We start from the raw sequence: 21,436 nt of genomic DNA, 5'->3' as shown, positions 1-21,436 counted from the left end.
CAGTCACAAAGTTTGATAAGGATTAAAGTGGAAAATTATACTTTCTAATAGCTCACAAAACTATTTTGTCGATAAAAAAAAATCCGGTTGAAATTTTCAGCCGGAATTTTTCTGTAAAATTTCATCGTTTTTCATTTACTAAAATCTCCTTCCCATCGCTAAGTGAAACGCCTTTGCGTCCTTTTTATTCAGATTGATAAGACAGTAATCTTTGCGCCCTTTGCGTTTAAATCAATTTAGCTTGAAGAAAGATTACTTCAGAATTTCCTTCGCCACTTTCTGAGTTCCATCAATTGGTGCTGTAATCTTCAAACCTAAAATATCAGTAACAATTGGAAAAACATTTACATTTTGAAACTCCCCTATTTCTTTATTCTGTTTGAAAGCTGGACCAAAAGCCACAAATACAGCTTTCATTTCGGGAACTTCGTACGCACTGTAACCATGTTTTCCCACAGAAGTTTTCTTTCCTTTTTCTAAAAATATCTTCGCAGGTTTCGGAACGAGTATAATTTGTCCGATCCTGTTGAAGCGATCGTCCCGTTGCGCGAAATTTAATTTTCTGGGAAATCTTTTGTCTAAAAACACCTCGTAATCATTCGTTTTATTTTTCTTTAATACTCTAAAAACCGATTTTATCTCTGAAGGATTTTTTACGACAACGCGCAATAAAGTCTGGGAATTATAAAAATCAAAACGGGTCTTATCAAAAAGTATTTCCGGAATTTCGATTGGTTTTTCAGTATCTACTTTTATCATTCCGTGATCTGCGACGAAAATAAAATTGACATTCTTTAAACCTAAATCTTTTACCTTTTCTACTAATCTTTTCATGGCGTCATCAACGAGATGGACAGCTTTTTCAGTTTCCGGAGCATCTGGGCCGAAGCGATGTCCTGCTCCATCAACTTCCGGGAAATAAAGGGAAATAAAATGGGGTCGATTTTCTTCCGGTAATTTTAACCAGTCGATCACTTTATCAACTTTTTCGTTCGGAGTGAATTTTTCGTGATAGTGGTAATAATAGCTTGGTCGCATTCCGGCGGCATCACTTGCAGAACCAACCCACATCATCGAGGCAGAAAGCATTCCTTCTTTTTCCGCCAAACTCCAGAGTGGAATTCCGCCGTACCAGGAACCGTCTTCCGCATTTTCTTTACTGCTCATGGCGTAGAATTTTTCTTTTTTGTAATCGTAAAAATAATTATCGATCAAACCGTGATGAGCAGGATATAAACCCGTGATCAAACTCCAGTGATTCGGGAAAGTAATGGAGGGAAAACTTGGGATCATGGCTTTTGCAGAAACACCATTCTCTGCCAGTTTCAGAATATTGGTTGCATTGTATTTTTTCAAATAATCATACCGAAAACCATCCGCGGAAATTAAAATAACATAAGGTTTTGAGAGTGCTTCTACAGAATTTTTCCGATTGGGAACAACAACTTGCGCCGTGTCTGTTTGTGCAGATCCAAAAATAAAGATTACTGAGAAAACGACGATAAATAATTTTTTCATTAATTCAAATTATCCAACAAATTTACGGGAAATCGATAGAATCAGAATGAACTAAATATTTTTAAAATGATAAATTTCTGCTTTAAATAAAGAAAAATTTGAAATTTAAGATATTGAACTTTATGACCTTAATAACAAAAATGCAAAATGAGTTAAATTTTGTTAAGAAAATACTACATTTGCGAAGATTTCTATTCTTTATTATGAAAAAACTTCTATTCTTCTTTTTCGTTTTTATTTCTTTGAATTCATACGCGCAGCTTGACCGCGAACACTGGTTTGCTCCGATGATGGATGAGGTAGGAAATGGCAATCAATATCAGTCAATTTATATGTCGACCAACGAGGCTGTTCCCTTTAATGTCGATATTTATTCAAACAATATTGTTGTTGCTTCTGTCACGATCAGTAAAAACAATCCTGGAAAATACAGCATTGCAAATGCACAAAGAGGAAGAATAATCACTACAGATAAAAGTGATCTTTTCAGGCCAATCGCAATGGGCTTTTATTTAAAAGGAGCTAAACCTTTTTTTGCGAGTTTAAGATTTTCCATAAAAAATCATGGAGAAATACAGACTTCGAAGGGAACAGCGGCTTTAGGAACAGAATTCCGCGCGGTCATGGCTCCAATAACGGTAAACAATGGAATTTTAAATTTCATGAACAGTATTTTGGCGACTGAAGATAATACTAGCGTTACCATCACGAATTTTAATCCTAATATTACTTTTTCAGATTTTGTTCCAAGGTCACAGTTTAATTTTGTCCTGAACAAAGGACAATCTTATATTATAGAAGGAACTGGCGATTATTCTGCAAATTATACGGGATATATCGGCGCAAAAATAGTTTCGGATAAGCCTGTGATCATCGCAAATGGAAATTTTAATGGGCAATACGCGGGAAATTTCGGCAGTTCGTCAGACATTTTAATGGATCAGGGAGTTCCCATCGATAAACTGGGACAGGAATTTGTCTTGATGAAAGGAAATGGTGACCCAAGTTCCAACATGGAAAAGGGACTTATTTTAGCAACAGAAAACGGTACAGAAATTTACGTGAACGGTTCAGGTTCACCGGTAGCTACGTTGAACGCCGGTCAATATTATCAAACAGACAATACGGCCTATATCAATCAAGGATATAACAATTACAATATGTTTATCCGCGCTACTAAAAATGTATATGTTTACCAGTTACTGGCAGGAGCGAACAATTCATCTACTGAGGCGACCGGAGGTTTTAATTATATTCCACCATTGAACTGCTATCTACCGAAAAAAATTGATGAAATTGGCAGAATTGAAGAAAACGAATATTCTTCCAATGGAGTTAATTACAGTTTAACTGTTCCTACAAAGCTCAATATCATTACCGAAAAAGGAGCTTTGGTTGATGTAAAACGAAACGGGATTTCTTTAGCATTAACTGTAAGCAACGGTCCTTTCCCGGTTTTAGGAAATACCAATTGGGTAACGTATTCTATTCCAAATATCACAGGAAATATTGCTATATTTTCTTCTAATGCAGTAACTGCCGGTATTTCTGCCGGAAATGATGCAGTAGGTTACGGTGGGTATTTTGCCGGATTTTCTTCGATTCCTTTAATTTTAAAAACTGATGGCGAATGTCTTCCCGGCGTAAAATTAGAGGTTACCGCAGGTTTTGATTCTTATCAATGGCTTATTAAAGTAGGTGCCACTTATGTTCCTGCGCCCGGAGTCAACAATACTTTCGAATATTCTCCAACTCAGGCAGGAATTTATGCTGTGAAAGTAAAGCAAGGTTCTTGCCCGGAAATTCAAACCAAAGATTACAAATTCTACAACTGTACTACTTATACCAATTACGATTACACCACTTGTACAAGTCAGATCGTTCCGGTTAATTTTGCGCTAAGTTCTCAAGCGGTAAACATTCCAACAATAAAAATTGACACTCCACCTACAAAAGGGACCGTTGTTATCAACGCAAACGGAACAATAACTTACACTGCAAATCCTAATTCATCCGGAGCAGATACTTTCAAGTTTTCTTTTTGCGGATCAGGTGCAATTCCAGATTGCGAAACTGTGCAGGCTACTGTAAACTTGAATCAGATCGTAAAATATGATAAGCCTTTAAACAGTTGTTCTGCTACCAATACAGCAACTTATGATTTGACTTCAGCGGCAATTACTCCAGATGCAACTGTTGTTAAAAAATATTTTAGCGACGCTGCTTATACGAACCAAATTCCCGCTGGTCAGCTAACGAATTACACATCGGCTCCCGGATTTGTTTATGTTCAACTATCTAATAGTTACGGGTGTACTGCAACGGCAACCATCGAATTAAAAATAACTGCGCCACCCATTGTAAATCCCGCACTTTATACAGTAACGCATTGTGACGAAGAAATTGACGGAATAATCGATGGGAATTACAAAGTAGATTTAGCCACAATTACGCCTCTAATTGTTCAAAATCCGACCAATTTTACTACAAAATATTTCGCAACTGAAGCTAAAGCAATTACTGGTTTACCTGCAGATATTCTTACAGGAAACTTCGTGTTCACGGCAAATACTTCCGTCTGGATCAGGGTTGATTCTCCTGCTACTTGTCCACCTGTAATTAAAGAAGTTTTCTTAAAAATTGGTGCAAAAGCGCCGTTAATCGACTTTGTAGTAACAAAAGATGTTTGCGATCTACTGGAAAATAATTCAGAAGCCATTAATCTTGACAGTTATATTCCATTCTTCAATACGACCACAGGAACGACTGCAACTTATTTTTCTTCTTTAACTTCCGCACAAAATAACACACCAACAATTCCTGCTGCACAAACAATTACTGGAAATAAAACTTTTTATTACAGATTGAATGTTCCCGGATTTTGTAATGAAATAGGAACTTTGAATGTTATTTTAAGTAAAGGCACTGCGACCGCTTTATTGGACTCATATCCGGTTTGCGATGGAAGTTCAATTACTTTAACCGCAGAAGATTCTCCAGTTTATACCGCCTGGTCATGGAAAAAAGGAACCGTTACAGTTTCTACTACAAGAACTGCAACTTTAGACGCCGGAGTTTACACCGTTGAATTCACGAATGGTTCTGGTTGTATTTTCAAGAAAACAATTACCGTTACCAGTTCCCCGAAACCGTTGGTTGATGCCACAGCTTTCACCACCACTTATTGTGACAGTAATTTTGATGGAATTAGTGATCCTGTAAATTTCAATACAATCACGCCAATTATTGTAACCAATTTCGTCACTAATCCTGGTGTTTTCACCGTAAAATATTATCTGAATGCAGGAGATCGGGATGCAAATAACGCAAACACGATTCCGAATTTGACCAACTTTACTTTTACGGTGAACACGACCATTTATTTTAGAGTAGATTCTCCGGTTTGTCCTTCTGTTACAGGACAATTCGATTTGAAATTTAATAATATCATCATTCTGAATCCAGCTCCGGTTTCAACCACAATTTGTGATGATAATATCGATGGAACCGAAACGATCTCTTTAGCGAATTATTCTAATTTATTTACTACAGAAACTGGAGTTTCAGCACGATATTTTGCCACTTTAGCAGATGCACAAAATAATACTCCAACCATTAATGTTTCTCAACCTATCACAGGAAATAAAACTTTTTACTATCGATTTAAAAAAGGCGGTTTATGTGATGCGATCGGAACTTTAAATATTATTTTCAAGGCTTCCACTCCAACCGCACTAAAGGATTCTTATCTCGTTTGCGATGGAAGTTCTATTCCATTAACAGCAGAAGGTTCTCCAACTTACAACGCTTGGTTATGGAAAAAAGGAACAGTAATCGTTTCTACCACCAATACTGCAACTTTAGATGCCGGAGTTTACACGATTGAATTCACAAATGCTTCAGGATGTAAATTCACGAAAACGATCACTGTTACGAATTCTCCTAAACCGATTGTAGATGCAGCTGCGTTCACTACCACTTACTGCGACAGCAACTTTGATGGAATCAGTGATCCGATAAATTTCAATTCGATCACCCCAATTATTGTAACCAATTTTGCAGCGAATCCTGGTGTTTTCACCGTGAAATATTATTTGAACGCAGGAGATCGGGACGCGAATAATGGAAATACAATTCCGAATTTGACCAACTTTACTTTTACTGCAAATACGACGATTTATTTCAGAGTAGATTCTCCGGTTTGTTCTTCTGTTCTTGGAAAATTTGATTTGAAATTCAATAACAGCATCGTTCTAAATCCATCTACGTTTTCTACCACTATTTGCGATGATAATTTAGATGGTACAGAAACAATTTCTTTAGCCAATTATAGAAATTTATTTACGACAGAAACTGGCGTTTCAGTGCAATATTTTGCCACTTTAGCAGACGCGCAAAATAATACGCCAACCATTAATGCTTCACAACCGATCACAGGAAATCAAACTTTTTACTATCGATTTAAAAAAGGCGGTTTATGTGATGCGATCGGAACTTTAAATATTATTTTCAAAGCTTCTACTCCAACTGCATTGCTTGATTCATACACTGTTTGTGAAGGAAGTTCTAAAACATTGACAGCGGAAAGCACCTACACTACTTATCTCTGGAAAAAAGGCACCGTCGTTGTTTCGACAACAAATACCGCGATCTTAACTGCCGGAGTTTACACAATTGAATTCACTAACAGTTCCGGATGTAAATTCACAAAAAATATTACCATTGTCGAAGCGCCAAAACCGATTTGGAAAGTGACTAATTATAATGCCACAAATTGTGATGATAATTTTGATGGAATTATTAAAATAGATCTCACAGCCGTGACTCCGGTGATCTTGCCGAATTTCACTTTCTTCACTGTAGAATATTTTACTGATTCAACATTACAAAATCTGATAACAGATCCTGCAAACTGGACTTACACTGCAAATACCATCATTTATGTAAGAGCAACTTCAGCTTATTGTCCGGCGGAGACCGAATCAATCGATTTTAAATTTGGGAACGATCTTCCTTTGCTTGAACATGACGTGACTGAGAAGGTTTGTGATGATGATTTCGATGGAATAAAATCGGTTAACCTCTCGACTTTCATTACTGATTTTACAGCAGATTCTGGTGTAAGTGTTTCCTATTACACCTCTTTAGTCGATGCTCAGAATAAAGTAAACCCAGTTTCAAATCCTGTTACAATAACCAATTCTGGAATTTACTATTTGAGATTTCATAAAAATTTATTCTGCGATGCGATTGGTAAATTAACCATCAATATTCAAAAAGCGAAAAAATCAGATGTTTTAAAAGATCAAAATATTTGCCCAGACGCAACAGTTGTACTTGATGCAGGACCGGGATTTGACGGCTACATTTGGAGCACCGGCGAAACTACACAGCAAATAACTGTGCCTGTTGGAGATTACTCGGTTGATCTGCGTTCCGGTACCTGTACTTACCCTCAAAATGTTTCTGTGAAAGCAGTTGCATTGCCAACAATTACGAGCATAGAAATTAAAGGTTCTACAGTTACGGTAACAGTAACCGGCGGAAATCCTCCTTACAAATATGCGATCGATAACGGCAATTATCAAACTTCAAACATATTCACCAATGTTTCGGGCGGTGAGCACACCGTTTATGTAATTTCGGCAGACAATTGTACTCCTGTTTCTGCGGATATTGATGTCATCGAATTATACAATGTGATCACACCAAATGGCGATGGAATCAATGATATTCTTAATTATTCTGCCTTATTGAAAAAAGAGGAACCTTTCCTACAAATTTATGACCGGTACGGAAAATTAGTTTTCACAGGCGATAAAAACAACCGATTTTCCTGGGATGGAAAAGCCTTTGGAAAATTAGTCAATACAGAAAGTTATTGGTACGTCATGAAATGGAAAGAACCTGGATTCACCACCGTAACAGAATATAAAGGCTGGATCTTGGTGAAAAACCGACAATAGAAAACCAAGACAATTTTAATAGAAAAAACCTGAATTCAAATTGAATTCAGGTTTTTATTTGGGTGATTGAAGAACGGTTATTATTTTAAACTTTCTTTTAGATCATTTATAACTTGCAGCGTATTTTCTTTTAATTCCTCTAAACCATCATTATTAAAGATCACAAAATCGGCAAATTTAATTTTGTCTTTTTCGGGCATTTGCTTATTCATGACCGCTTCCACTTCACGATATGTTTTATCGTCGCGATCCATCACTCTTTTTAACCGACAATTATCATCTGCAGTTACCAGAATAGATTTGTAGCAACTTTCGTTTAATTTTAATTCAAATAAAAGCGCAGTTTCTTTAAATACAAAAACGCTTGACTGTTGCGTCACCCAGTTTTCAAAATCAATTTTAACCGCGGGATGAATCAGTGAATTTAATTTTAATAATATTTCTTCATCTTCAAATATCATTTTAGAAACATATTTCCGGTCATACAAGCCACTTGAATCGTAGGCATTTTCACCTAAAAGTTCTTTGATCTGTTGTTGAAGTTGGGTGTTGTCATTGACAATCGTTTTCGCACGAATGTCAGAATAATAAACAGGAAATCCTGCTTCTTCGATATATTTCGATACGGTTGATTTTCCAGAGCCAATTCCTCCGGTAATTCCAATAATCTTTGTGCTTACCCTGGGTTCGGGTTCAGCTTCTTCTTCTATCATAATTTTATTTTAATTTTTCTAATCTTAATAACCAAAAACTTCATTCATGCTGAAGGTTTCATCTAACCGAATTCCTTTTTCAGTCATTTTCAAACTAGCCAGCTCGTTGTGCGCATCGTGTTCGAAAAACAAAAGGTAATCATTATCAACACATTGCTTCAAAAACTTAGCCTTTTCTTCCATCGTCAACAGTGGCCGAGTATCATAACCCATCACATAAACCTGTGGAATATGTCCAAAAGTCGGAATTAAATCGGCCGCGAAAACAATCGTTTTTTCCTGATATCGAATGACTGGAAGCATCTGTTTTTCGGTATGTCCGTCCACAAAAATAACATCCATTTTAAGATCAGGAGCGAAACCATAATTTCCATTTTGTGGCGTTGGCAAAAAATTCAACTGTCCGCTTTCCTGCATCGGCAGAATATTCTCCTTCAAAAAACTTGCCTTTTCTCTCGGATTTGGTTCAGTCGCCCATTTCCAGTGTTCTTCGTTCGTCCAGAAATTAGCATTTTTAAAAGCTGGTCTGTAACCTGTTCGGTCATCATTCCACTCAATCGCGCCACCACAATGGTCAAAATGAAGATGCGTCAAAAAAACATCCGTAATATCTTCTTTGACGAAACCATATTTTTTCAGGTTTTTATCCAAAGTATCATCGCCCCAAAGTGAGTAATGTCCAAAGAATTTATCATCCTGTTTATTACCCAAACCACAATCGATGAGGATCAGTTTTTTACCGTCTTCCACCAAAAGTGAACGTGTTCCCAATTCAATTAAATTATTTTCATCAGCCGGATTCGTCCGTTGCCAAAGCGTTTTCGGCACCACACCAAACATAGCACCACCATCTAATTTAAATTTTCCACACTGTATAGGATAGAGTTTCATTTTCTTTTTTTTTATATTTTAGCGCAACGTCCGCAAAGATTATCTACTTATTTTTTAAAACTTTAGGTTCGCAAAGGCGTTTCACTCAGCGAATTAGTAATTTACTATAAATGATTTACGATTCTTTTGACGCCATCTTTAAACAATAAAGAGTGGAAATTTAAAAGCATTCCTAATTTAAAACCTGTAATTCTTAAATAATTTAAAAGTTGATAAGTGTGATAACTATTAATTTCAGGAACTGCTTTAATTTCTACTATAACTTTACCTTCAATTAATAAATCAACTCTAAAAGCCTTTTCAATGATCAATCCTTCATATTCAATTGGAATGTCTTTTTGCTGTTCAACATGTAAACCATGTTTTTTTAATTCGTAAACCAAACATTCTTCATATACCGCTTCATAAAGACCAATTCCAAGTTTACGATGAATTTTTAAACCCGAGTCAAATACAATTTTTGAAATTTCATTTTCATTCATATTTCAATCCTTTAACTATTACATGTCTAATTCGCCCTTGGCTAAGTGAAACGCCTTTGCGACCGAATGAACACAAATATATTAAAATTTCTTTGCGCCCTTTGCGTTAAAAAAATTAATCTATTTCTCTTACAATTAAAAAAGTTCATCCGGCCTTCTCGGAATCGAAATATTCAAATGTTTATACGCTTTCTCCGTCACTTCCCTTCCTCTCGGCGTTCGAATAATAAACCCTTCCTGAATTAAAAACGGTTCATAAACCTCTTCCAAAGTTTCCGGATTTTCCCCAATTGAAGTTGCCAATGCAGAAATTCCCACGGGTTTTCCACGGAAATTTTCAATCATCACGCGCATAATTCTATTGTCCATATCATCGAGTCCGAATTCATCAACATTCAATGAGTTCAAAGCAAATTTCGTAATATTAATTTCAATTTCACCATTCCCTTTGATCTCTGCAAAATCTCGAACTCTTCTTAACAATGCATTTGCAATTCTGGGCGTTCCACGACTTCTTCTCGCAATTTCCAAAGCGGCATCTTCGTAGATTTTAACATCTAAAACACGCGCACTTCTTTCAATGATCATTGATAAAAGTTCAATTGTATAATATTCTAAACGCGACTGAATTCCGAATCTTGCCAACATTGGTTTGGTCAACATTCCGCTTCTCGTGGTTGCTCCAACCAAAGTAAAAGGATTTAAACCGATCTGAACACTTCTCGCATTCGGGCCACTTTCCAGCATGATATCGATTTTATAATCTTCCATCGCCGAATACAAATACTCTTCTACAATCGGTGAAAGTCGGTGGATTTCATCGATAAACAAAACATCATTTTCTTCTAAATTCGTGAGTAATCCTGCCAAACTTCCGGGTTTATCTAAAACAGGACCTGAAGTTATTTTGCAGCCAACTCCCAATTCATTCGCAATAATGTGGGCTAAAGTCGTTTTTCCCAATCCGGGCGGACCGTGCAAAAGAACGTGATCCAGTGCGCCGCCACGGTTTTTCGCCGCTGCAACAAACACTTCTAAATTATCCAAAGTTTTGCGCTGTCCGGCAAAATCCTGAAAACTCTGCGGACGTATTTTTTCTTCTAAAATTAATTCATCCTCGGAGAAATTTTCTTGATCGGGATGCAAAAAGTCGGTCATTATGCTTTAATATTTTGAAATGAAAATTAGTAGAGAAAACTATTAAAACTGCCTCCTGTTATTACGATTTGGTCGCCATTTGCATTTTGTAGTGTTCCACTGAAGGTTCCCACTACTCTTTTCTCAAAACGAGTTAAGGTGATTTTAAAATCATTAGCTGCAAAATTACTGGCGGTATAAATATCATTACTATTTTGAGTTTTAGAATATTTAAACTCTGCGTTATCTGCAGATTCTGTATAGGTTCTTGGTATGATTACAAAATCCTTCATATCGCCTTGCCGATAATTAATTTCTAAGGTCATATTAGGATAATAGCTGTTTGTTTTAGGATCAAACTCATCAAAGGTGACAGAAAATATTTGTTTGTTTCCGCCAATTCCGTAAACGTATAAAAATGTTTTTTCAACGCCATTTACTTTGGCTTTCATGAAGTTTTGCTCTTCCGGTTCTGGGTCATTTCCGCGTTCACTTGTGCAACCTGCGAAAAGAAATGTAATAAATGATAGTATTAAAAATGCTTTGCCTATTTTTTTAAATGTCATTAATAAAAATTTATGTAAATATAATATTAATTATTACCTCATGAAAATCTATCATTTCAAATACTAAATTTTTGAAAATATTTTTATCACTAATTAATGATTCTTTCAAGTAAAATTTAAGGCCTATAAATTTTTAACGTAAAACTTAAATAACGATTTGTTTTAATTTTTAAGATACAGAAACTTATATTTTCTGCTTTAACCTTTGATTTAATATCCAAAAACTTCTGGATTATAAAAGTCTAAAATCGTAATTTTGCGCGATATGTTTTCAACACCTCAAAAGCAAAGAATTGCACTATCTTTCTACTTCTTTTTATCTGGACTTTGTTTTTCTACCTGGGCTTCCAGAATACCGACCATCAAAGCAATTTTTAATCTTACGGAAGGAGATTTAGGAAATCTCTTAATGATTATGCCTGCAAGCGCGATTATCGGAATTCCTCTTTCTGGTTGGTTGGTCGCAAAATATGACAGCAGAATTCCGCTGCAATTAGCGAGTGTATTATTTCTTTTGTCTCTATTTTCAATCGGTTGGGGATTTTCCTTGATTGGACTTGTAATCTCGTTGGTTATATTTTCGATAGCGCTCCGAATTATTAACGTCGCAATTAATACACAATCACTCTCGATACAGCAAAAATTCGAGAAAAGGATCATGGGAAAATTTCATGGTGTTTGGAGTATTGGCGGAATTGCCGGCGTACTTTTTTCCACAATTATGCTCAAATACGAAGTCTCGATCTTCTGGCATTTTCTAACGATCATGTTGTTTGGGCTTTTAATAATTATCGCAATGTTTCCTTTCCTTATTAAAAATGATAAAGTAAAAACAAGCAATCCATTTAAATTTCAAAAACCCAGCAAATACATTTCCCTACTAGGATTTATGGTCTTTTTCGCTGCAGTTTGTGAGGGTGGTATGTACGACTGGAATGGCGTTTATTTAAAAGAAATTGTAAAACAGGAAGTTTTCACTTACGGATATTTGCTTTTCATGGTTTGCATGACGATTTCGAGATTAACGATCGATAATTTGATGAGTCGATTTGGCATGCAAAAACTCTTCATTACAAGTTCAGTCCTGATCGTTTCCGGAGTTCTTCTCGCAATACTTTTTCCCTTTCTTGTCCCGGTTCTAGTTGGATTTTGTATGGTCGGATTTGGCGTTTCCGGTCTTTTTCCTATGACTTTCATCCTTGCAGGGAAAGCTAAAAAATATTCGGTTCCGATCGTGATCTCTATTATCAGTACGTATTCTACGGTGGGTATGTTTTTAGGACCACCGATTATTGGTTATCTTGCAAGTGCCTTTGGATTGCAAAAAGCATTTATCACTTTTATTTTCGCTGGATTAATGTTTATTCCACTTTCCAAAATGGTTTTTGATCATTTAAAAAAGACGAGTTAGATATTCTTAAATTAAATTTATTTAGTTCGGTTTTAAAGTCTTTTATTTTAATTTTGAAAATATTTTAAAAACCATCCTCATGAAATTAATCGGTCCTTTCAAACAAATTGTAACGCTTGCCAGTCTGCCTTTACGTGGAAAACTTTCAGATGATCAACTCGAAATCATTAATAATGGCGGACTTTTAATTAAAGATGGAAAAATTGAAACCGCTAATTCTTTCCAAAATTTAAAAGACCAATTTCCAGATACTGAAATCGAAAATATAGAAGGTGAACAAATATGCTTGCCGGCTTTCGTAGATTCTCACACGCATATTTGTTTTGGGGGAAATCGCGCCAATGATTTTGCCATGCGAAATGCCGGAAAAACCTATTTAGAAATCGCAGAAAGTGGCGGCGGAATTTGGAGTTCTGTTCAACATACCAGATCTTCGAATGAAGAAGAATTATTAAAAACGACTTTAGAAAGAATTAATTTTCTGATATCACAAGGAATTACGACGATTGAAATAAAATCCGGTTATGGTTTAGATGTTGAGAGTGAACTGAAAATGTTGCGTGTCATTAAAAAAGCACAAACTTTTACCAAAGCGACTTTAGTTCCGACCTGTCTTTCTGCCCATTTAAAACCAAGAGATTTTGAAGGAAGTTCAGAAGAATATCTCAACTATATTATCACCGAAATTTTACCCAAAGTAAAAAAAGAAAACCTTGCAAAACGCGTTGATATTTTCATTGAAAAATCGGCGTTTTTACCAGAAGAAAGCAAATCCTTTTTATTGAAAGCCAAAGAATTGGGTTTTGAAATTACCGTTCATGCAGACCAATTTACTTCCGGAAGTTCCAGAATTGCCGTTGAAGTTGGTGCAAAATCTGCCGATCATTTAGAAGCAACAATTGATGAAGACATCGAATTTTTAGCAAAATCAGAAACTGTGGCAACTGCGCTTCCAGGAGCAAGTTTAGGTTTGGGTGAAAAGTTTACGCCGGCTAGAAAAATTTTAGATGCAGGTGGAATTTTAGCCATCGCCTCCGACTGGAATCCAGGTTCCGCTCCTATGGGAAATTTAATTACGCAAGCAAGTATTTTAGCGACTTTTGAAAAATTGTCAACGGCTGAAGTTTTGGCGGGAATTACTTTCCGGTCGGCTTTTGCTTTGAATTTAGAAGACCGCGGAATTTTAGAAAAAGGAAAGAAAGCAGATTTCGTCACCTTTAAAACAGATAATTTCCAGAATGTACTTTATCACCAGGGAAGTTTAAAAGCGGAAAACGTTTACATTGACGGAGAAAAACAATCATCATGACTGAATTATTAAAACTAAATAAATCCACTTATCAGGAGTTTTGGAAGTGGTTTATAAGCAAGGAAAATGATTTTTTCACTGCGGTAAAAGAGCGCCAAAATATTGATGAAGGTTTTTTAGAAATTATTCTTCCGAGATTGAAAGAACTGAATGAAAATTTTTTCATCCTCGTGGGAATGTCTGATGATTCTACAGCAGAACTCATCATCACCGTTGACGGAAATATTAAAGATATTGTTTTCGCAGAAGAGCTTATTGCTGAATCTCCAAATCTTGAAAACTGGAAATTCACCGCTCTAAAACCAGAATTAGATATCGAAAATGTCAGCATTAAAATGGGCGATTATATTTTTAACAAAGAAAATATTTATTTCTATTCTAATGACGATGAAGATTATCCCGATGAAATTGATTTGGTTTTTGTTCATGAAGATTTAAATGATCAAAATGAAAGTGACGTAATCAATGGGACTTACCTATTTATCGATAATTATTTGGGTGAACTTAATTTCCTTACTCAAATTGACAATTTTGAAATAAAGGGTAAAAACGAAGCAGAAAAAGAACTCATTCCAATTGCAAAACTAAAAGATTTTTTGAGTTGGCGTGAAAGAGAATTCACCGAAAAATACGAAGACGCAAAAATTGAAACCACCGAAGATTCTTACTCTTTATTAGAAGGAACTCTGGAAAATGGTTTTCCTTTGCTTGCAACCATAAATGTCGATTTATTACAGTGGGATCAAAAAGCGTCGCATCCCTGGATTTCGGTTTTAAGAATTGAATATCAAGGTGATGAAGACAATGGTTTTCCGGATGATAAAGATTACGACCTGTTTAATTTGATTGAAGATGAAATGATGCTTGAATTAAAAAACGACGAAGGAAATTTAAATTTAGGTCGGGAAACTGCTGAAAACATTAGAGAAATTTATTTCGTCAGCAGAGACTTTCGGAAAATCTCAAAAGTTCTGGCAGAAACGGTTCAAAAATATCCGGACTATAGAATGACGTTTGAAATCTATAAGGATAAGTATTGGCAATCATTTGAACGATACGGAATTCATTAAAAAACTTTATCTTTAAACCATAAAATTTAGATCAATGAGCAACTTAGATATGTGGGAAGTTTTTATCCAGACAAAACCGGGACTTTCCCATAAACACGCAGGAACTGTGCAGGCAGCAACGGCGGAAATGGCATTACAAGCAGCGAGAGACGTGTACACGAGAAGAATGGAAGGCACATCAATTTGGGTCGTTCCCAGTAAATATTTGGTGACTTCGGAAGGAATTGATAAAGAAGCATTCTTCGATCCGGCCGATGATAAACTCTACCGCCACCCGACTTTTTACGAAATCCCGAATGATGTGAAAAATATGTAGAAGAGGTGCGAGTTTCGGGGTACAAGTTTTGAGGTAAAATATCCAACTTGGCTCTTTTTACTTTTTACTTGGCTCTTTTACTTAACTTTTTACTTGGCTCTTAAAACAAAATAAATGAATCCACTTTTTAATTATACTTTAAAATTAGCCGATGATACTTTGATTTTTGGTCAAAGGTTGGGCGAACTTTGCGGACAGGGACCTTATCTGGAAGAAGATATCGCCTTGACGAATATCGCTTTAGATTATCTCGGACAGTCTAATAATTTTTATAAATACGCCGCACAGATTCAAGATCTTGGAAAATCAGAAGACGATCTGGCTTTCCTGCGTTTGGAAAAAGAATATCTGAATTGTCAGTTGACAGAAATCCCGAACGGTGATTATGCACAGACGATTTTGAAAGTTTACTTCTTTTCGGTTTATCAGAAAATTCTTTACACAGAATTAATGAAAAGCAGCGATGAACAACTGTCTGCGATTGCCGAAAAATCTTTGAAAGAAGTAAAGTACCATTATACGCATACTTCAACCTGGATCAAAATGTTTGCAGGCGGAACTGAAGAAAGTAAAAGACGCGTAAAAAATGCAGTTGAAAACCTTTGGGAATACACGGGCGGAATGTTTGCAGAAACTCCGGGCGAAGAAGATTTAGCGAAATTAGACGTTGTTCCAGCTGGAAAAGAAATTCATGAACAATGGACGAAAATCATTAAAGAAGATTTCCAAAATTTTGGAATAGAAATTCCGGAAAGCGAATTTATGCAGAAAGGTTCCAGAACAGGATATCACACTGAATATTTCGGCTTTATTTTATGTGAATTACAGTTCATGCAAAGAACCTATCCTAACTGCGCTTGGTAAATTTTAGTTGATACTTGATGGTTTCAAAATAATTGCTTTTGTGCTTTTTTGAACTTTTCAACATTATAAATTTCACTTCAAACTTTTGCGCCTTTTGTGGTTAAAAAATTAAAAATTCTATGATAAAAATAGAACAAGATTTATTCGAAATACTTTCCCAAATTCCTGATCCCGAAATTCCCGTTATCAATATTGTGGAACTCGGCATTGTTCGGGAAGCAAAAATGATTTCCGACAACCAAGTTGAAATCGTGATTACGCCGACTTATTCGGCTTGTCCGGCGATGTTCAATATTGAAGAAGACATTGTAAAACTCTTCAAAGAAAAAGGAATTCACGCGAAAGTAATTACCAAAATTTCTCCCATTTGGACAACCGATTGGATCACCGATGAAGCGCGGGAAAAACTTCGCGTTTACGGAATTACACCGCCTGAAAAAGGAAATCACGAAGATCATTTAAATGTTCCAAAAAAATGTCCAAGATGTGGTTCTACAAATACAAAACAAATCAGCCGTTTCGGTTCTACGCTGTGTAAAGCAAGTTACCAATGCAACGATTGTTTGGAACCTTTCGATTATTTTAAATGTCATTAACTAGAAGTTGTAGCATAGTTTTAAAATATGCAAACCGAGAAATTAAGAGTAATTTAGACCTTCATAAAAATTAAGATAACATGTACAAACAGTTAGAAATTGAAACCCATTTAGAGGGAAAATTACAAATCGCTTATCTCAATGACGAGAAAACTTATAACAGCTTAAATAAAACTTTACTTTCGGAACTACGAACTTTTATTCATGACGGAAGTCGAGACGAAAAAGTTCGTTGTCTGGCGATCTCAGGTCGTGGAAAAGCTTTCTGTTCCGGACAAAATTTAAAAGACGCGATGTCTTTCAGCGATCCGGATGAAGATCGGGTAATCCAAAGAATGGTCATTGATTTTTATAATCCTTTGGTGAAAGAAATTGCAAATGCGAGAAAACCTGTGATTTCGTTAGTAAACGGTCCTGCTGTAGGAGCTGGCGCGATGTTGGCTTTAATCTGCGATTTTACTTTGGCCACCGAAACTTCTTATTTTTCACAGGCATTTGTTAATATTGGATTAATTCCAGATACCGGCGGAACGTATTGGTTACCAAAACTTTTGGGAAGACAACAGGCGAATTATTTGGCGTTTACAGGGAAAAAATTATCGGCAACGGAAGCTAAAAGTTTAGGTTTGATCGCTGATGTTTTTGCAGATGAAACTTTCATGGACAATGCAATGGAAGTTCTTATCCAAATTTCAAATTTACCGACTAAAGCGATTTCGCTTACCAAAAAAGCATTTAATGAATCTTATGATAATTCCTTAAATAAACAATTGGATATCGAAGGGATCTTACAACAAGAAGCGGCAGAATCAGAAGATTTCATGGAAGGAGTTTCTGCATTTCTGGAAAAAAGAAAACCGGAGTATAAAGGAAAATAGCATATTGTGGAATGTCGGATGTTTAAAGTAAAATGTAAAATACTTTATACATCCGACATTTTACTTTTTATAAAAATAGGACAATGAATAAAATTGGAATTATAGGTTCTGGAACAATGGGAATTGGGATTGCACAAGTTGCAGCCATGAATAAATGTAACGTCTTTCTGTACGATCAAAACGCGGAACAGACCGAAAAATCTTTAGAAGGATTGCAAAAAGTTTTGGAAAGATTGGTCGAAAAAAATAAAATTAGTTTTGAAGAAAGTGAAAATATTTTTAACCGAATCAAATTTTGTACAGAACTCAAAGATTTTAAAGATTGTGATCTGGTCATTGAGGCCATCATCGAAAATAAAGAAATCAAAACCAAAGTTTTCCAGCAATTAGAAGAAATTGTTTCTAATGAATGTATTATTTCGAGCAACACTTCTTCGATTTCAATCACTTCCCTATCTTCAGAATTAAAAAATCCAAAACGTTTTATTGGAATTCATTTTTTCAATCCAGCTCCTTTGATGCCTTTGGTGGAAGTGATTCCAGGATTATTAACGGAGAAAAACTTAGCCAACGAAATTACTTCTTTAATGGAAAGTTGGGGGAAAACTCCAGTGATCGCGAAAGATGTTCCCGGATTTATTGTGAACAGAATTGCGCGTCCATTTTATGGTGAAGCTTTAAGAATTGCTGAAGAAAATATTGCAACACCGGAACAGATCGATGATGCGATGCGAACTTTGGGAAATTTCAAAATGGGTCCATTTGAATTGATGGATCTCATTGGAATTGATGTGAATTTCTCAGTAACCAAAACTGTTTACGCAGATTATTTTTTCGATCCGAAATACAAACCGAGTTTGCTTCAACAAAGAATGAGTGAGGCAAAATTACACGGCAGAAAAACCAGAAAAGGTTTTTACGATTATTCCGAAAATGCTCAAAAACCCGCTCCCGAAAAAGACGAAGAATTGTACCACGAAATTTTCATGCGTATTTTATCGATGTTAATAAACGAAGCCGTAGAAGCAAAACGACTGGGAATCGCCAACGATGAAGCCATAGAATTAGCCATGCAAAAAGGCGTGAATTATCCAAAAGGTTTGTTGCAATGGGGACAAGAAATCGGCTATCAAAAAATTTCAGACACCCTTCAAAATCTTTACGAAATTTATCAGGAAGAACGATACCGACAAAGTCCGTTACTTCGAAAGATGAGTAATTAGTAATTGGTTGTAAGCAATACTAAAAACTCAAAATCTCAATCACCCAAAAACTCAATTACTCAAAATGACTACACACGAACTCGCTCAATACATGCTCACTCAGGATCACTTCTCACAATGGATGGGAATAAATCTCATCGAAGTTCGGGAGAAATATTGTCTGATTGAAATGCCTGTAAAACAAGAAATGATCAACGGACTGCGAACGGTTCATGGTGGCGTTACTTTTTCTCTCGCTGATTCTGCTTTGGCTTTTTCGAGTAACAATACGAATGAAGCCTCGGTTGCGCTACATTGTTCAATGAACTTTACAAAAGCGATTCGATTGGGCGATACCTTAACCGCAGAAAGTGTTTTGATTTCCGATACCAGAAAAACCGGAGTTTACGATATTTCGATTACAAATCAGCATAAAGTTTTGGTGGCGACTTTTAGAGGAACGGTTTATAAAATTGATAAGAAGGTGACGGATTTATAAATAATTATGGCGAAAATAATAATTAACGTACTAAGTAAATCTCATACTGATTTACTTAAAAGCATCAAAGACTATTCAGATGACACAAAATGGGAAATCACGAAGAATAGGTTCGTCGCATTCTTCGATATTTTGGGCTTTAAGGAAATGGTGTTGAGAAGTTCTCACAAGGAAATTTTCGAAAAACTTATCGGAATTTCAAATTTAAAAAATGAAATAAATCCAAAAATAACTGACAGCCGGTTTACAAATGACGACACAAACCCAATAGAAATTGTTACATTTTCCGATTCAATAATTATTTTTTCTAAAAACGATTCGATTGATACATTTAATGTATTTATAGAAGCCCTGAATTGGATTTTCGCAAGAATAATAGAAACAAACACGCCACTGAAAGGTTCATTTGCTCATGGCGAAATTAGCGTCGACGTTCAAAAACAAATATTTTTTGGTCAAGCATTCATTGATGCTTTTCAATTACAGGAGGATGTTGATTATTTCGGAGGAGTTGCTCACCACTCAATTGATAAGTATATCTTCGAAAATAAAATTGAGGGAATTGATCAACAATTATTTGAAATTGTTACACCCTTAAAATCCGGAAAAATAAGGCATTTAAATTTAAAATATTTCCCTTTCATTGTTTATGAAGACGACAAAAAAATGTATGAGTATTTTGAAAAATTTAAATTCTCTGCATCTGGAAAGGCAAGGAAATATTTAGAAAACACAATTAATTTCTACGACGATTATTTAAAATCTTTAAAACTCCAAAAATTAAAAGATTAGATCTCTTCACCATTTTACTTTTTTTTAATAATCGTCATCTGATATGAAAAAATCTACGCTAAAGAAAATGGAAATTAAACCTATTAAAACCGAACAAGATTACAATCAGGCACTGGAAAGGCTTGAAGTAATTTTTGATGCAAGAAAAGGAACGAAAGAAGGAGATGAATTAGAAGTTTTAGGAATTCTTATTGAAAAATATGAAGATGATTATTTTCCGATTGATTTGCCTGATCCTATTGACGCTATAAAATTCCGAATGGAACAAATGAATTATTCTCAAAATGATTTGGCAAAAGTGATTGGTTTAAAAAGTCGTGCGAGCGAAATTCTCAATAAGAAACGAAAACTTTCTTTAGAGATGATTAGAAACTTACACACGATTATGAAAATTCCTACTGAAGTATTAATTCAGTCTTATTGATTTTTAAATCTGATATCACATTTTAAACATTTATATCACTTAATTTAAAACCGAATCTGCAGCCCGACTTGAACGGAGCTTTTTTTAATTGGTGGCTGAGCTTGTCGAAGCCACCAATTAAAAAAGCGGGAGTGGAAGGCGGAAATGTCTGCCCAAATAAAGAGAATTATTCGCGAACAAATTCGAGCAAAAACCAAACTTCAAAGACTATTTTGAAGTTTTTTTTATTTTGATGTAATATATTTCGGAAATTAGTTGTCTTACTTATAGAAACTAAACAATGACCCACGATATTTTTAAAAACACGGTATTCTGTCTCAAGGATGAGATGTATCGTTTTGCGAAAAGATTCGTGATCAGCAGTGACGAAGCTGAAGATGTAGTGCAGGATCTGATGATGAAATTCTGGCAGAAAAAAGAAGAACTTGCGGGTTTCGGAAATTTGAAATCTTATGCGATGAAGTCGGTGAAGAATGAATGTTTGAACCGCTTGAAACACGAAGATGTGAAAATGGGTTTCGCAGATTTTCAAAAACACAGAAGTGAAATTCATGAAGTGGAATCGAATAATATGAAAGACCAGATCATCGGTTTTATTAATCAGCTTCCAGAGAAGCAGAAAGCGGTGATTCATTTGAAAGATGTAGAAGATTTCGATGTTGTGGAAATTGCAGAAATTCTGGAAATGGAGCAAAATGCAGTTCGTGTAAATCTGATGCGGGCAAGAACAAAAGTAAAAGAACAAATCCTGAAACTGATGGATTTCGAAAATAGAATGATTGAAAATTTATAACAATTATTA

19 protein-coding genes are annotated in these 21,436 nt (G+C 35.5%); 13 read left to right on the top strand and 6 right to left on the bottom strand.

Translation table 11 applies throughout. The features are described 5' to 3' along the window. Nucleotides 1-252 precede the first annotated feature (252 nt). A complete protein-coding gene (locus IV494_RS13630) occupies nucleotides 253-1,518 on the bottom strand; it encodes an alkaline phosphatase family protein (protein ID WP_196080665.1) in 1,266 nt (421 codons plus the stop codon). A gap of 203 nt (nucleotides 1,519-1,721) precedes the next feature. On the opposite strand from IV494_RS13630, the gene IV494_RS13625 reads away from it, so the two are divergent. Then, a complete protein-coding gene (locus IV494_RS13625) occupies nucleotides 1,722-7,484 on the top strand; it encodes a T9SS type B sorting domain-containing protein (protein WP_196080664.1) in 5,763 nt (1,920 codons plus the stop codon). 80 nt (nucleotides 7,485-7,564) lie between these two features. Here IV494_RS13625 and coaE read toward each other — a convergent pair whose 3' ends face one another. The 5 genes from coaE to IV494_RS13600 form a co-directional block, all read right to left on the bottom strand. After that, nucleotides 7,565-8,197 carry a dephospho-CoA kinase gene (gene coaE, locus IV494_RS13620; RefSeq protein WP_196080663.1) on the bottom strand — a complete coding sequence of 211 codons (633 nt, stop codon included), beginning with the start codon at nucleotides 8,195-8,197 and terminating at the stop codon, nucleotides 7,565-7,567. A 24-nt stretch (nucleotides 8,198-8,221) separates the two neighbouring features. After that, complete coding sequence (locus tag IV494_RS13615) at nucleotides 8,222-9,088, bottom strand: MBL fold metallo-hydrolase (protein ID WP_196080662.1); 867 nt, start codon at nucleotides 9,086-9,088, stop codon at nucleotides 8,222-8,224. 104 nt (nucleotides 9,089-9,192) lie between these two features. Further along, the gene (locus IV494_RS13610) at nucleotides 9,193-9,570 is read right to left on the bottom strand and encodes a GxxExxY protein (protein WP_196080661.1); all 378 of its coding nucleotides are present in this window, start codon (nucleotides 9,568-9,570) and stop codon (nucleotides 9,193-9,195) included. Between the two features lie 135 nt (nucleotides 9,571-9,705). Continuing rightward, nucleotides 9,706-10,728, bottom strand: a complete 1,023-nt coding sequence (ruvB, locus tag IV494_RS13605) for a Holliday junction branch migration DNA helicase RuvB (RefSeq protein WP_196080660.1) — start codon at nucleotides 10,726-10,728, stop codon at nucleotides 9,706-9,708. A 26-nt stretch (nucleotides 10,729-10,754) separates the two neighbouring features. Then, on the bottom strand, nucleotides 10,755-11,273 hold the full coding sequence (locus tag IV494_RS13600) for a hypothetical protein (protein ID WP_196080659.1): 519 nt from the start codon (nucleotides 11,271-11,273) through the stop codon (nucleotides 10,755-10,757). Nucleotides 11,274-11,538: 265 nt separating this feature from the next. On the opposite strand from IV494_RS13600, the gene IV494_RS13595 reads away from it, so the two are divergent. From IV494_RS13595 to IV494_RS13540, 12 genes are all read left to right on the top strand, one after another. Continuing rightward, nucleotides 11,539-12,684 carry an MFS transporter gene (locus tag IV494_RS13595; protein ID WP_196080658.1) on the top strand — a complete coding sequence of 382 codons (1,146 nt, stop codon included), beginning with the start codon at nucleotides 11,539-11,541 and terminating at the stop codon, nucleotides 12,682-12,684. 79 nt (nucleotides 12,685-12,763) lie between these two features. Then, complete coding sequence (hutI, locus tag IV494_RS13590) at nucleotides 12,764-13,993, top strand: imidazolonepropionase (RefSeq protein ID WP_196080657.1); 1,230 nt, start codon at nucleotides 12,764-12,766, stop codon at nucleotides 13,991-13,993. Beyond that, the gene (locus IV494_RS13585; RefSeq protein WP_196080656.1) at nucleotides 13,990-15,063 is read left to right on the top strand and encodes a DUF695 domain-containing protein; all 1,074 of its coding nucleotides are present in this window, start codon (nucleotides 13,990-13,992) and stop codon (nucleotides 15,061-15,063) included. The genes hutI and IV494_RS13585 overlap by 4 nt, the downstream gene beginning before the upstream one ends. 34 nt (nucleotides 15,064-15,097) lie before the next feature. Then, nucleotides 15,098-15,379, top strand: a complete 282-nt coding sequence (gene paaB, locus IV494_RS13580) for a 1,2-phenylacetyl-CoA epoxidase subunit PaaB (RefSeq protein WP_125024240.1) — start codon at nucleotides 15,098-15,100, stop codon at nucleotides 15,377-15,379. Between the two features lie 114 nt (nucleotides 15,380-15,493). Beyond that, the gene (paaC, locus tag IV494_RS13575; RefSeq protein ID WP_196080655.1) at nucleotides 15,494-16,243 is read left to right on the top strand and encodes a 1,2-phenylacetyl-CoA epoxidase subunit PaaC; all 750 of its coding nucleotides are present in this window, start codon (nucleotides 15,494-15,496) and stop codon (nucleotides 16,241-16,243) included. A 119-nt stretch (nucleotides 16,244-16,362) separates the two neighbouring features. After that, entirely contained in the window at nucleotides 16,363-16,839 is a 477-nt protein-coding gene (gene paaD / locus IV494_RS13570) for a 1,2-phenylacetyl-CoA epoxidase subunit PaaD (protein ID WP_196080654.1), read from the top strand. A gap of 80 nt (nucleotides 16,840-16,919) precedes the next feature. Beyond that, nucleotides 16,920-17,717, top strand: a complete 798-nt coding sequence (locus IV494_RS13565; RefSeq protein ID WP_196080653.1) for an enoyl-CoA hydratase-related protein — start codon at nucleotides 16,920-16,922, stop codon at nucleotides 17,715-17,717. A gap of 83 nt (nucleotides 17,718-17,800) precedes the next feature. Beyond that, nucleotides 17,801-18,940 (top strand): 3-hydroxyacyl-CoA dehydrogenase NAD-binding domain-containing protein, encoded by a 1,140-nt coding sequence (locus IV494_RS13560; RefSeq protein WP_196080652.1) that lies wholly within the window; start codon nucleotides 17,801-17,803, stop codon nucleotides 18,938-18,940. Between the two features lie 64 nt (nucleotides 18,941-19,004). Then, on the top strand, nucleotides 19,005-19,418 hold the full coding sequence (locus tag IV494_RS13555; protein ID WP_196080651.1) for a PaaI family thioesterase: 414 nt from the start codon (nucleotides 19,005-19,007) through the stop codon (nucleotides 19,416-19,418). A 6-nt stretch (nucleotides 19,419-19,424) separates the two neighbouring features. After that, nucleotides 19,425-20,210, top strand: coding sequence for a hypothetical protein (locus IV494_RS13550; protein ID WP_196080650.1), 786 nt, complete (start codon nucleotides 19,425-19,427; stop codon nucleotides 20,208-20,210). 67 nt (nucleotides 20,211-20,277) lie between these two features. Further along, a complete protein-coding gene (locus tag IV494_RS13545) occupies nucleotides 20,278-20,634 on the top strand; it encodes a helix-turn-helix domain-containing protein (protein WP_196080796.1) in 357 nt (118 codons plus the stop codon). 280 nt (nucleotides 20,635-20,914) lie between these two features. Then, complete coding sequence (locus tag IV494_RS13540; protein WP_196080649.1) at nucleotides 20,915-21,427, top strand: RNA polymerase sigma factor; 513 nt, start codon at nucleotides 20,915-20,917, stop codon at nucleotides 21,425-21,427. The last annotated feature ends 9 nt before the right edge of the window (nucleotides 21,428-21,436 follow it).

This window comes from Kaistella gelatinilytica, assembly GCF_015679325.1.
GTDB lineage: Bacteria > Bacteroidota > Bacteroidia > Flavobacteriales > Weeksellaceae > Kaistella > Kaistella gelatinilytica.
The sequence above is the reverse complement of the archived record's forward strand: the minus strand, read 5'-3'. Positions and strand labels throughout refer to the sequence as shown.